We start from the raw sequence: 13398 nt of genomic DNA, 5'->3' as shown, positions 1-13398 counted from the left end.
AATAAGACCAAATAACAGCATAAAGGGGACAGATTGATGCTTACAAAGTATTGGAAACAATTTAAGAGCGGCACCGATATCCGCGGAGTGGCCAGCGAAGGAGTACCGGGGCAGGAAATCAGCCTTACCGATGAAAATATTGAAAAAATGGCGGCGGGCTTCGTCCTGTGGCTTGAAGCCTTTACCCAAAAGGACGCTTCCGCGCTGACCGTCGCCGTGGGGCATGATTCCCGCATTTCCGCCGACCGGATTCAGGCGGCGGTGACCCGCTCGCTTACCGGCGCGGGCGTGCGGGTGCTGGACTGCGGGCTGGCCTCCACCCCCTCCATGTTTATGACCACAGTCGACCTCGGCTGCGACGGCTCCATACAGATCACGGCGAGCCATCACCCCTTCAACCGCAACGGGCTGAAATTTTTCACCAGAAGCGGCGGCCTGGACGCACCGGATATCGAGCAGATTCTGCTGCACGCGCAGGAGGGAGGAAGGCCCCTGCCCGGCTCCGGAACAGTGGAAAAGGTCGATTATATGGCGCGGTACTGCGCGAACCTGAGAGAAAAAATCAAATCCGGCGTAAACGCCGCGGACTACGAGCATCCGCTCGCGGGATTTAAAATCGTGGTGGACGCGGGCAACGGCGCGGGCGGCTTCTACGCGCGGGACGTGCTGGCCCCGCTCGGCGCGGATACCGACGGCAGCCAGTTTCTGGAGCCGGACGGCACCTTCCCGAACCATATCCCGAACCCGGAAAACGAGGCCGCCATGCAGTCCGTGTGCGCGGCGACCGTTGCCGCGAAAGCGGACATGGGCGTCATTTTCGACACCGACGTGGACCGCGGCGGCGCGGTGGACACAAAGGGGGACGAAATCAACCGCAACCGGCTGGTGGCCATCGCCTCCGCGATTGCGCTCGAGGACAACCCGGGCGGCACCATCGTAACGGATTCCATCACTTCCAGCGGACTGAAGACCTATATTGAAAAAACGCTGGGCGGGAAGCACCACCGTTTCAAAAGAGGATATAAAAACGTCATCAACGAGGCGATCCGTCTGAACGAAACGGGCGTCAACTGCCCGCTGGCCATTGAGACCTCCGGCCACGCCGCCCTGCGCGAAAATTATTTTCTGGACGACGGCGCGTATCTTGTGACAAAGATCATTATCAAAATGGCCCGGCTGCGCGCACAGGGAAAGACGCTGGAAAGCCTGCTCCTGCCGCTGGCGGAACCGGCGGAGGCCGCCGAACTGCGCTTCCCGATTCTGGAGGAAAATTTCCGGGAATGCGGCAACCGGATCATTTCCGATCTGGAGGCTTACGCCAAACAGCAAACGGGCTGGCAGATCGCGCCCGACAACCGCGAGGGCATCCGCATTTCCTTCGGCAAAGAGAACGGAAACGGCTGGTTCCTGCTTCGCCTGAGCGTGCACGACCCCCTGATGCCGCTGAACGTGGAAAGCGACACCCCGGGCGGGAACAGGCTGATCGCGGAACAGCTCTACGGCTTCCTGCGCACCTGTTCCGGTCTGGATATCTCCCCTCTGAAAAAATTCATCGGTTAAATAACACAGGGGCGGCCATGAGCCGCCCTTGTTTTTGCGTCACGCTTTCAAAAGGACCAGATGCGCCACGCCCGGGATGCTTTCCCCCTGCTGCGACGAGGTGGGCGACATCAGCGCGCCCGTCCCCAGAAACAGCACCTTGTGCAGCTTTCCGGCCAGCATCTGCTGCATGATATAGGAGCACAGCACCGCGCCGGAGCATCCGCAGCCGGAACCGCCCGCGTGGACGTCCTGCTTTTCAATGTCGTAGATCATCAGCCCGCAGTCATTGTGTACGGCGCTGATATCGATTCCGTCCTTCATCAGCAGCTTTTCCATCAGGTCGCTGCCGATGCTTCCGAGGTCCCCCGTCAGGATCAGGTCAAAATCCTTCGGCGAAGCGCCGGTGTCCGATAAATAATCGATCAGCGTCTGCGCCGCGGCCGGGGCCATGGCGGCCCCCATGTTTGCCGCGTCCTTGATGCCGAAGTCGGTGATCCGTCCAAAGGTGACGGAGTCCACGACAACCTGGCCCTCCTGTTTCTGCTGCGGGGAACCCATCACAATCGCCCCGGCCGCCGTAGCCGTCCACTGGGCCGTGGGCGTCCGCTGCCCGCCGTATTCCAGCGGGAACCGGAACTGGCGCTCCGCGGAACAGAAATGGGACGAGGTCACCGCGACCGCCCGCCGCGCCGCGCCGGACTCCGTGAATAAAGAAGCGATCGCCAGCGTCTGCGCCATGGTGGAACAGGCGCCGAACTGCCCGAGAAACGGGATGTTCAGGCTGCGCAGGCCGAAGGTGGAGGAAATGCACTGATTCAGCAGGTCCCCCGCCAGAATGCAGTCGATATCCGAATTTTTCAGGTTTGCCTTTTCCACCGCAAGCACGACCGCCTCATTCTGCAGGCGGCTTTCCGCTTTTTCCCAGCTTGACTCCCCCAGCGTCGTGTCGTTGTGGCACTGGTCGTAATACTGTCCGAGCGGCCCTTCGCCCTCTTTTTTGCCGACAACCGAGGCGGAACCGAGAATCACGGGCTTACTGGTCAGTTCAACCGTATATTTGCCGATTCGGGTAGGCATAGCCATTCCTCCTCATCCTTAGTATAAATGGAAAAACCATACAATCAGGCCGTATAAGATCGAGGCCGCGATTCCGTAAACCAGCACCGGACCCGCGATGACGAACATTTTTCCGCCCATTCCAATGACATAGCCCTCGCTTTTAAACTCCATGGCGGGAGCGACGATCGAGTTGGCGAACCCCGTAATCGGCACCAGCGTACCGGCCCCGGCGTGCTTTGCGATATTGTCGTAGATTTTCAGCGCGGTCAGCAGCGCGCTGAGCGCGATTAAGCTGATGGAAACCCACGCGCGCGCGTCCTTGAGCTCCAGCCCGTAGTTCCTATACAGGTTAACCAGTGCCTGTCCGAGTGTGCAGATACCGCCGCCGACCACAAACGCGAGAATGGTATTTTTCACGTATGTCGTACCGGGCGAAGCTTTATCCGCCATCTTTTTGTATTCCCCTTTTGATATTGTCATTTCGGCACCTCCTTCAAAAATATTCTGCCAATCCAGCCCACAAAATATACGAATCCGGCCCGATTTTTCGGCGTCTGTTTTGTGCCCGGAAAGGGTTTTTTTTCCGCACGGGAACCGCTTTATCAGAAAAAAAATTATTTTTTTGTTAAAAAGGTTGGATTTTTCGACAAAATACGTTATGATAAATAAAGATTCCAATATCAGGAAAATAAACTGTGGAGCATGATCATGGACAATCGTATTCTTTCCGGTTACTATCATCAAATATCCGCTCTGAACCGCACAAACCCAGCGGTTAACAAAAGTGCGCCGGCCTCCGTATTTTCCAATCTGCTGCAAAACGCGATCGGCGCAGAGGACAGTCAACAGAAAAAGGGCAGCATGGAGGATATCTTCCAGACCGCCGCCCAAAAATATAATCTCCCGGTGAACCTGCTCAAAGCGGTCGCCAAGGTGGAATCCGGATTTGACGCGGACGCCGTTTCAAGCTGCGGCGCGCAGGGCGTAATGCAGCTGATGCCGGGAACCGCCGCCTCGCTGGGGGTGGAAAATCCCCTTGACGCGGAGCAGAACATCATGGGCGGGGCAAAATACCTGAGCCAGATGCTCGACCGGTACGACGGCGACACCAAGCTGGCGCTCGCGGCCTACAATGCGGGCAGCGGCAACGTCGCCAAGTACGGCGGAATTCCTCCGTTCAAAGAGACGCAGGCTTATATTTCCAAAGTGCTGAACGAAGCGGGCGGGGATGTTTCCGCGCCGGCCGACGCGCTTTCCGAACTGAGCTCGCTTCTGAACGCTTCCGTTAACGGGACGGGACTGACGGGCCTTTCGGCGCTGACCGGCTCCCCGTCGGCGGTTTCCCCCGGAGCCGGCGCTTCCGGCGCCGCTTTCACCTATGACGATTACCTCGCGTTCCTGCGGCTTTTTATCGCCCAGATGCAGATGAACACCACCCAGATGATGTCCTCCGACCTCTCAGGCTTTACGTCCTCCGATACGGACAGCTCGATGTCCCTGTTATAAGAAGATGACGTAAAAATCCCCTTTCCAACCGGCTAACGGCACTGGAAAGGGGATTTGTTTTGTGTTGAGGACCTGCCGGTCGGGAAGCGCCTACGGCGGCACTTCCAGTCAGCTTACGTTAAATCGAAGCCTGATGCTCCGAAACTCCTTCCGTCACGCCGGGCGCACCACCTCCCTCAAAGAGGGAGGCAGGGGTCTGATCACAGCGATTCGATTTCTTTGAGCCAGAGAGCCGAGGAGGCGTCGCTGGGCATCCGCCAGTCCCCGCGGGGGGACAGCGTGACGCTGCCGACCTTCGGGCCGTCCGGCAGGCAGGAACGCTTGAACTGGTGCGTGAAAAACCGCTGGTAAAAGGTCGTCAGCCATTTTTTGATCGTCGCGCCGTCGTAGATTCCGGCAAACGCGCTCTGCGCCATATGATAAATCTTCGCGGGCGTGAACCCGAAGCGGAGCATGTAGTACAGGAAGAAATCATGCAGCTCGTAAGGGCCGACGATATTTTCCGTCTTCTGGGCGATGACCCCGTTTTCCGGCGGCAGAAGCTCCGGGCTGACCGGGGTGTCCAGCACGTCCTTCAGCAGCGCGCACAGCTTTTCGCCGCTGTTGACGGCGGCATGATGCACAAGATGCCGCACCAGCGTTTTGGGAATGGAGCAGTTCACGCTGTACATGGACATAATGTCGCCGTTATAGGTGGCCCAGCCGAGCGCGACCTCCGAAAGGTCGCCCGTGCCGATGACCAGCCCGCCGCACTGGTTCGCCAGATCCATCAGGACCTGTGTGCGTTCGCGCGCCTGCGCGTTCTCATAGGTGACGTCGCGCACATTCGGGTCGTGGCCGATATCCTCGAAATGCCGGGACACCGACTCCCCGATGGGAATCTCCCTCAGGGTGACCCCCAGCATTTCGGAAAGGCGCTGGGCGTTGCTTTTGGTACGCTTCGTCGTGCCGAAGCCCGGCATCGTGACCGCCAGAATCCCCTTGCGGTCCAGCTTCAGAAGGTCGAACGCGCGCACAATGACGAGCAGGGCAAGCGTGGAATCCAGCCCGCCCGAAACGCCGATCACCGCGCATTTGGAGCCGGTGTGCTTCAGCCTTGTTTTGAGGCCCGCGGCCTGCATGTTCAGGATCATTTCACAGCGCTCGCTCAAATCTCTGGTATCGTCCGGCACAAAGGGAAGCGCCGGGAATTTCCGCTCCAGTATGGGATCGGGCATGTCCATGTCAAAGCCGACCTCACAGGCCTCTCCCATGTTTGACCATGTGGTGGTGCGCAGGCGTTCCTGCATCATGCGCTGCAGGTCGACATCCGCCACGGTCAGCCCCGTCGTAAACAGCTTCGATTCGGCAAGGACCGTCCCGTTTTCTGCAATCACGTTGTGCCCCGAGTACACCAGGTCGGTGGAGGACTCCCCCTCCCCGGCGTCGGCGTAAGCGTAGGCCGCGAGCAGCCGCGCGGACTGCCCGTTGACCAGATTGCGGCGGTAGGGCGCCTTGCCGATGATCTCGTCGCTCGCGGACGGGTTGAGCAGCAGGGTGGCCCCGCACTGCGCCAGCCGCGCGGACGGCGGGCAAGGGGTCCACAGGTCTTCGCAGATTTCCACGCCGACCACCAGCTCCGGTGCGCTTTCGCACCGGAAGATCAGGCTGTTTCCCAGCGGAACGGTCTCGCCGCAGAAGCGGGTTTCCGCGTACGCGGGCGCGGGCGTGAAATGCCTCGCTTCATAAAATTCGCTGTAATTCGGAATGCTGCTCTTGGCTGGCAGCCCCAGCAGCTTTCCGTGGCAGATGACCGCCGCGCAGTTGTAAAGGTCCGCCCCGACCGGAACGGGAAGCCCGATCACCGCGAGCAGGTTCATGCCGCGGGTCTGCTCCAGAAGATCGCCGAGCGCCTTCTGCGCGGCGGAAATCAGCGTGCGGTCGCGGAACAGGTCGCCGCAGGTGTACCCGGTCAGGCAAAGCTCCGGGAAAACCACCGCGGTCACCCCGCGTTTTTCACATTCGCGCATCTGATCGAGAATCTGATTTTTATTATATTCACAGTCGGCAACCTTAATGGACGGCGTCGCCGCCGCCACCCTGAAAAAACCGTCCTTCATTCAACACGGCACCGGGCCTGTCCCCCTCGCTACGCCGCGGCGTACGGGAAACTCCGATGCCTGCCCCCTCCCACGATAAAATTGATATTATGAAGATTTTCCACGCGGGCTTTGCTTACCGCTTTTCCGGTCCATCCCGGCAAAAAACGCCCCGACGATGATGCAGGAATAATAAGCGGTAAACCGCCAAAGCAGCATGGCCTGATGAAGAATGTCCTGCCCGAAAAAGATCTGAAAAATAACCAGAAAACTGCCTTCCGCCGCCCCCGCGGCACCCGGCAGCGGCGTATAGGTGGAAATCATGGTGACAAAGCTCTGCGCCGCCACCATATCCACAAACGGTGCGCCGGGACTGTGAAAAGCCTTATAGATAAAAAAAGGCACCGCGAAAACGGCAGTAAGCTGAACCGCGGTGTACGCGTACACTTTTCCTTTCATCCGCCGGTTCCCCAGCATGGCCCTGTTGTTTTTCATGTAAAATTCCAGCTGACTTTTTACCTTCTCGTCGGCCTGCTTCGGATTTTTCACAATATGGAGCTTTGTCAGAACCCACACGCAGCTATGGATCAGCCTTGTGGTGAAAGCCGGGCTGTGGGTAAATAAAAGAAGCAGGATCACCACCGCGGACTGACAGAGAAAGCCGACGACCGCCAGCGCCATAAAGCTCTGAAATTTACTGCGGAAAAATGAATATTTGATCAGGATGACCGCCATGGAATAAACGGTGATGGAAATCTGATAAACCAAAAATTTGCGCACCAAAGCGGACAGAGCGATTCCGGAGGCAACGCCCTGCCTTGTCAGAGCAAGCACCTGCATCGGCTGGCCGGCCGCCGCGAACGGCGACACGGAGTTGAAATACTGTCCGACCATCGTCACCTTAAAAGCGTGCCGGAAGCCATACTCCCCGTGACAGGAAGCGGCGACCAGGTTTTGGGTGACAAGGCCTTCCATCATCCAGCTGAGCACCACACAGCCAAAAGCACCTAAAAGCCAGTACGGGTCAAGCGTGTGAAAGCTGTACAGCAGAGTAAGCAGATGATTGTCCGTAAGACAGAAATAGGCCAGCATTCCCAAAGTCAGCGCAAAAAGCGCAATCCGAAATATTTTAGACGGCCTGTTCCTGCTCTCGCTCATATTCTCCGTTTACTCCCACTTTTTTCAGCGGGTGGAGTAGTCCTTTTCCAGCTTTTCGGGAGCATCCACCACATCCGGCAGCTCGCTGAACATGGTCGTAGGACTGAACTCATCCGCGGAATAATGCCTGATGGCACGCGATATCCGGCGCATGTTGGCCATGCACCCACGCATACATTTTTTCTCATTATGCAGCTTTAATACATACAAATAACAGCAGGCGCACGTTTTTCTGGTGAGCGCCAGATAGCTCTTCTTATATTTTTCGTAAAGCCCGTTTTTTTCCAGCGAAATACGGACCATGGCGATCGCGCGGATGAAGTCGTTGATCTTGTCCGCATTCATGGTCGCCAGGGTGCTGGCCGGATGCTGATTGTAGTAGTAGAGCGGGCGGTCGATGACGACCACCTGGTTTGCATGCACAAAAATTTTGTTCGCGACGGCCATATCCTCAAAGCACATGGTCGGGAACTTGATATCATAATCTGTAAAAAGAGCGCGTTTATACATCTTGTTCCAGACAAGGCTCTGAATTTCCACATCGCGCAGAAGCTTTTTCATCGCCTCGGCGGGTTTCAGAATCCCGCGGCAGCGGAACGGATATTCAAACAGGAAATCATTTTCTACAAAATGGAAATAGTAATAGCAGCAGGCGATATCGCTGCCCGTGTCCACACAGGCGTTGTACAGTTCTTCCAGATAGGTGGGGGAAACATAGTCGTCGCTGTCCACAAAACAGACGTATTCGCCGCGCGCGGCCGCAAGGCCGTTGTTGCGCGCATTGGCGATGCCGCCGTTTTTCTGGTCGATCACCTTCACAAAATCGTATCTCTCCTCAAAGCGGCGGAGGATATCGAGGGAATTGTCTTTGGAACCGTCATTGACGGTGATAATTTCAAAATCGCTAAATGTCTGGCTGACCAAAGAAGACAGGCATTTGCCGATATATTTTTCAACGTTGTAGACCGGTATGATAATGCTAATCTTCGGTGCAGCTACCTTTTCAGACAACATCAGCTCATCCTTTCTTGGCCTGCGGCAGAACAGCCGCCCTTTTGGAATTGTATCGTTTTAAACAGTATGTTGTTTATTTTGTTTGCGTAATGAAAAAATATCCTGTTCGTCTTTCTCATTTTTGCAGAAATGAGACAAAAAGTCAAGTCCAATTTAAAACCAGGGTGCAGCCTGAGCCACACCCTGAAAAGCCGGTTATTCGGGAATGATGATGTTCGCCGGAACCGTGTCGGACTCGGTATCACCGGACTGCCCGCCGTTGTCCTGATCCGCCTGTGAGGACGCGGGGGATGAACTGCCCGCACCCGGCGAAGAGGAAGAAACTGCCGGTTTAGAGGAACTGGCGGGCGGTTTGGAAGAACTCGCCGGTTTGGAGGAAGCGGTGGATGCGGGATTGCCGCTCACCGTTGTTCCGGGACCCATGGAATAATACGCGGGCTGCGCACGATAATAGGAGGAGGACAGGTTTTCCGTTTTTACCACGACACCGTTTTTATAAAAAGCACGCTGCGCGGTCGCCCTTGCCCCCGTTCGCGCTTTGGAGTCCAGCTTGACGACCCCTTTCGCCAGCGTTTTGTCAACAATGTATTTCGGGGTGGTCGGCGCGGGGATCGTCTCCGTCTTCTGCGAGGTGACGGTAATGCTGTCATAATCCGGCGACTGGTACCCGTAAAAAGTTACGGTAAGCACCTTTCCCTTGATGCCGGAGACAATGTAGAGGGGATATTCCGTAGGATTCTGGAATTTAAAGTCCAGATCCGGGTAACTGACCGCGGCGTCCTGGCCGATCGGGCAGTAGGTGGACTGAAGCGTATGGTTGGAGCGCTGTGTGATCTTCATGCTGGAACGGAGCGCCGCGCCGTAAACGGTGGTGGACGCCTGGCAGATTCCGCCGCCGTAGGACTGGATCAGCCTGCCGTTCAGAATCGCTCCCGCCTCGCGGAAGCCGCTCGCCTTGCTGGTGGAGTCGCCGACGATCCCGTTGAAGGAAAACGTGCCGCCCGCCGGGATACAGGTTCCGTTGATTTTGGAGAGGGCCAGCGCCATGTTATGAGTGCCGTTCGCGTTGTTGGTGGACGTGGTGCTGTAGGTCCCCAGCTTCTGCAGGTGGCTTTTCACCTCCGCAATGGTTTTGCTGAACGGAACCACCGTCGTCGGTACTTCCACCGTTCCGGTGCGGGGGCCGTTGATCAGCGCTTCCACCTGTGCGTAAAGCCTGTTCCCATCGACCGCGAGGCCGTTCTTCCCGTCGGCATAGTGAAAAGTCGCGGTTTTCGTGTCAAAGGAGGCCACCGTCGCGTCGACCGGGTCATAGGCAATTTCCTTGACCGTCTCTTTCAGCTTGGCGTCCAGATCATCGTAATTCATCGTATTGGTGACATTGTATGTTTTAGGAGCAGTCTGCAGCGCCAGCACCTGCTGATAGCGCTCCTCCCTGTCCCCCGTGCGCGCATAGGCATACGCCTCTTTCAGCACGTCGTCCGTATTGAACTGGAAGTTGAGGTCATCCTCGGTCAGCTGCCATGTTTTATCCTGATAAACAATCCTGATATCGTATTTGTCGCGCAGGCCCGGTTCGACCGCGGCAACGGCAGCTTTGGCCTGCTCCATGGTCTTTCCGCCCAGATCGACGCCGGCGACGACGATTCCCTTATAAAAAGTATCCACGTCAATTGCCGAAGCAACCTCCTGGCGGTGCCGATAAGCCTCGTACAGCTGTTTGCCAAACAGGCCGCCGACCGCAGCAAGCAAAACCACCCCGGCAATGACAGCCGCAATCCTTGCACGCTTTTTTCCGCCGGAGCTCGGCGCCCCGGAAGAAATGTCAATCCTATTTGCATCGGTCATATCGGGCCTCCCAAATAACAGTAAATTCTCAAGTTTCTGATATCTCCTCAAAAGCTGGTATCATTATATAACGCAGCCCGGTAAAAGTAAAGTTACAGCTTTATAACCGGCCGCGGGCCGTGGGCGGGACTTTGAGGGAATTTCATTGGCAACTTTTATAAATATATGATATAATTACCAAAGATATGGCAATCCGGAAAAAACGGTTACAGGTTTCCCGTTTCTTTTCAGATCAGCCGCAGTATGATGGGATATACGGTCCCTGACTAAAGGAGGATTGGTGTGAAGATCTTAATTCTTTCGGCTGCAACGGGCGGAGGACATCTGAGGGCCTCCCATGCCATTGAAAAATATATTGCAGAAAATTCCACGGGCAACGAGGTGACCGTGGTCGACGCGCTGAAGAGCATCAACGCCATATTGGACAAGACGGTCTGCGAGGGGTACCATTTTCTGGCAACCAAAACGCCGAAGGTGTTTGGGCAGCTTTACCGGAAAACCAATCAGGAAAGCCTGCTTGCCAATCTGGTGACCCGTTTTTCCAGCGCGTTCAGCCAGAAGCTGATTCCGCTGATGGAGGAGCAGAAGCCCGACGTGATTATCTCCACTCATCCGTTTGCAACGGAAATGGTTTCCCACTTAAAGGGGAGGGGGATCGTAAAGGCCCCGCTGATCTGCCTGATGACGGACTACGGCCCGCACCGGGCGTGGATTGCGGAGCATGTGGACGCGTATATCGTTTCCACAAAGGACATGATTCCGGAAATGAACGCGATGGGCGTCCCCACCGAAAAGATTTATCCGTTCGGCATTCCCGTGGGGGATGTTTTCTACAGCAAGGGCGACAGGCCCGCCCTGCTGAAAAAATTCGGTCTGGACGAGGACCTGCCGACCATCCTGATCATGGCGGGCAGCTTCGGCGTCACCAACATCATGAAAATCTATAAGCACCTGACGCAGCTTCCCATCGAGTTTCAGGCGATCGTCATCACCGGCCGCAACCAGAAGCTGTACGAGTCCTTCGCCCCGGTGATCGCGCAGAGCCCCAAAAAGACCAAGCTGGTCTTTTTCACCGACGAAGTGGAAAACTATATGCACGCGTCCGACCTGATTATCACAAAGCCCGGCGGGCTGACCGTTTCGGAAGCGCTTGCGTGCAACATTCCGCTGGCAGTGTTTGACGCGATTCCCGGCCAGGAGGAGGACAACGCAAACTTCCTGCTTTCCCACAACATGGCGGTCAAGCTGGAAAAGGGCGTCGATCCGGGCGAAACCATCCTTTCCCTGCTGGCGGACAACAGGCGGCTGGAGGAGATGCGGGCGTCTCTGAAGACTTTCGACACGTCCCAGTCAGGGAAAAATATTTTTTCCCTGATCAACGAGCTGTCGGAGCGCAATGCATAAAAGGCGAAAAATCGCAGGGTTTTCTTAACAGTAAAAAAGGAAGCGGACAAATTGTCCGCTTCTTTTTTTACCTGTCCTGCGCATCCCGCGCTTTTTCGCGCCGGACGCATTTGGGGCATTTCCCGTAAATGGTCAGCGTGTGCCCCTCTATTTCATAGCCCGTGTCGCGGGCCAGCCCCTGCTCGATTCCGGTCAGGGGGCAGTCCTCTATCCTGATTTTGGCGCTGCATTCGGTGCAGATCAGATAATGCCCGTGATGCTCCTGCGCAATGGAGTACCGCACGATCCCGTCTCTCCACACGTCTTTTTTAATCAGCCCATCCCCGGCGAAGCGCTCCAGATTGCGGTAAACGGTGGAGAGGGCCAGGCTTGGATATTCGGCCTTCAGCGCCGCAAAAATATCCTCTGCGCTCACAGGGTCGCTGCTCTGCTTCAGAATCTGCATAATGGCGCACCGCTGTTTTGTGTTTTTCAACGTTTTTCCCTTTCCTCTCTGTACCAGATACGGGTTCCGTGCCGGCATTCCGTTTTCGTTTATTATAATACAAATTCATAAAAATGCAAATCGCTACCGGGGTGTTTTCATTGCTCAAAATACACGTAAGGTGTATAATATAGTAATATCAATTAATGACTTGGAGGTATCCCCATTGGGTGAAATATATCTTGACAATTCCTCCACCACCATGGTTTGCAGAGAGGCCGCCGACAAAGTGATGGAGATGATGACGGACAATTACGGAAACCCCTCCAGCCTTCACACGAAAGGCTTTTACGCCGAGCAGGAGCTTTCCGCGGCAAGACAGGAAATCGCCGATCTTCTCGGTATTTTACAGGAAGAAATCTACTTTACCTCCGGCGGGACGGAAAGCAACAACCTTGCGCTTTTCGGCGCGGCACACGCGATGCGCCGCCGCGGAAACCACATTGTAACCACGATGATAGAGCATCCGTCGGTGCTCAACACGATGAAGCAGCTTGAAAAAGAGGGGTTTGCCGTCACCTATCTGAAACCGGACGGCAGCGGAAAAATCAAGCCGGAGCAGGTGTTCCGCGCGGTGACGCCGCACACCGTTCTGGTCAGCATGATGTGCGTGAACAACGAGGTCGGCACCTTTCTTCCGCTGGAAGCGGTCCCCGCCGCGATTGCCGCCGCGAAGGCCCCGGCGCTTTTTCACGTCGACGCGGTACAGGCATTTGGCAAAATCCCTTTAAAACCGGGCAGACTAAAAATCGACCTGATGAGCGTGAGCGCGCATAAAATCCACGGGCCGAAGGGCGTGGGCGCGCTGTACCTGCGAAAGGGCGTGCACATCGTTCCGCGCGCCTACGGCGGCGGGCAGGAAAAAAATATCCGCCCCGGAACGGAAAGCGCCCCGCTGATTGCGGGCTTCGGCGCGGCGGTCCGGGCGCTGCCGGAACCCGGCACCCAGCTGGAAGCCCTGGCAAGGCTCAGCTCGTACTGCCGGCAAAGGCTGCTGGAAATCGACGGCGTCACGCTGAATTCCCCCGAAGACGCCCTGCCCTATATTGTGAACCTCTCCGCCGGCGGCGTGCGTGCGGAAACTATGCTGCACTATCTCTCCGCCAAAGAAATTTACGTTTCCTCCGGCTCCGCCTGCTCCAAGGGAAAGGCGAGCCATGTGCTGACCGCTATGGGGCTGCCCCGCGACCGGATCGCCTCCTCCCTGCGGCTCAGCTTTTCCCGCTACAATACCCACGAGGACATTGACGAACTGGCGGACGCCTTGAGAGAGGGTCTTTCCTCACTGACTAAAAAACCGTAACA

The 13398-nt window shown here is 56.4% G+C and carries 11 protein-coding genes; 4 read left to right on the top strand and 7 right to left on the bottom strand.

Annotation, left to right across the window (positions count from 1 at the left end):
- The first annotated feature begins 36 nt into the window (after nt 1-36).
- Nucleotides 37-1560, top strand: coding sequence for a phosphomannomutase/phosphoglucomutase (locus tag ACRQV7_RS01820; protein WP_444659204.1), 1524 nt, complete (start codon nt 37-39; stop codon nt 1558-1560).
- Between the two features lie 39 nt (nt 1561-1599).
- Here the strand turns inward: ACRQV7_RS01820 and spoVAD are convergent, their stop codons facing one another.
- Together spoVAD and spoVAC are read right to left on the bottom strand one after the other, a co-directional pair.
- On the bottom strand, nt 1600-2619 hold the full coding sequence (spoVAD, locus tag ACRQV7_RS01815) for a stage V sporulation protein AD (protein WP_275717693.1): 1020 nt from the start codon (nt 2617-2619) through the stop codon (nt 1600-1602).
- A gap of 18 nt (nt 2620-2637) precedes the next feature.
- On the bottom strand, nt 2638-3081 hold the full coding sequence (gene spoVAC, locus ACRQV7_RS01810; protein ID WP_275717694.1) for a stage V sporulation protein AC: 444 nt from the start codon (nt 3079-3081) through the stop codon (nt 2638-2640).
- Nucleotides 3082-3309: 228 nt separating this feature from the next.
- Here spoVAC and ACRQV7_RS01805 point away from each other — a divergent pair, with 228 nt between their 5' ends.
- A complete protein-coding gene (locus tag ACRQV7_RS01805) occupies nt 3310-4107 on the top strand; it encodes a lytic transglycosylase domain-containing protein (RefSeq protein ID WP_444659203.1) in 798 nt (265 codons plus the stop codon).
- A gap of 200 nt (nt 4108-4307) precedes the next feature.
- On the opposite strand, the gene ACRQV7_RS01800 is transcribed toward ACRQV7_RS01805, so the two are convergent.
- The 4 genes from ACRQV7_RS01800 to ACRQV7_RS01785 all read right to left on the bottom strand — a co-directional run bounded on the left by ACRQV7_RS01800 (nt 4308) and on the right by ACRQV7_RS01785 (nt 10205).
- Entirely contained in the window at nt 4308-6206 is a 1899-nt protein-coding gene (locus ACRQV7_RS01800; protein ID WP_444659202.1) for an NAD(+) synthase, read from the bottom strand.
- 87 nt (nt 6207-6293) lie between these two features.
- Entirely contained in the window at nt 6294-7343 is a 1050-nt protein-coding gene (locus ACRQV7_RS01795; protein ID WP_444659201.1) for a lysylphosphatidylglycerol synthase transmembrane domain-containing protein, read from the bottom strand.
- Nucleotides 7344-7367: 24 nt separating this feature from the next.
- The gene (locus ACRQV7_RS01790) at nt 7368-8357 is read right to left on the bottom strand and encodes a glycosyltransferase family 2 protein (protein WP_444659200.1); all 990 of its coding nucleotides are present in this window, start codon (nt 8355-8357) and stop codon (nt 7368-7370) included.
- Between the two features lie 195 nt (nt 8358-8552).
- Entirely contained in the window at nt 8553-10205 is a 1653-nt protein-coding gene (locus tag ACRQV7_RS01785) for a VanW family protein (protein WP_444659199.1), read from the bottom strand.
- 282 nt (nt 10206-10487) lie between these two features.
- Here ACRQV7_RS01785 and ACRQV7_RS01780 point away from each other — a divergent pair, with 282 nt between their 5' ends.
- The gene (locus tag ACRQV7_RS01780; protein ID WP_444659198.1) at nt 10488-11609 is read left to right on the top strand and encodes an MGDG synthase family glycosyltransferase; all 1122 of its coding nucleotides are present in this window, start codon (nt 10488-10490) and stop codon (nt 11607-11609) included.
- A 67-nt stretch (nt 11610-11676) separates the two neighbouring features.
- On the opposite strand, the gene ACRQV7_RS01775 is transcribed toward ACRQV7_RS01780, so the two are convergent.
- Nucleotides 11677-12084, bottom strand: coding sequence for a Fur family transcriptional regulator (locus ACRQV7_RS01775; protein ID WP_444659197.1), 408 nt, complete (start codon nt 12082-12084; stop codon nt 11677-11679).
- A 175-nt stretch (nt 12085-12259) separates the two neighbouring features.
- Between ACRQV7_RS01775 and ACRQV7_RS01770 the strand changes: the two genes are divergently transcribed.
- On the top strand, nt 12260-13396 hold the full coding sequence (locus ACRQV7_RS01770; protein ID WP_444659196.1) for a cysteine desulfurase family protein: 1137 nt from the start codon (nt 12260-12262) through the stop codon (nt 13394-13396).
- The last annotated feature ends 2 nt before the right edge of the window (nt 13397-13398 follow it).

It is taken from the genome of Caproiciproducens lactatisolvens, from assembly GCF_052443335.1.
Lineage (GTDB): Bacteria > Bacillota > Clostridia > Oscillospirales > Acutalibacteraceae > Caproiciproducens.
This window is presented reverse-complemented; position numbering and strand designations above follow the sequence as displayed.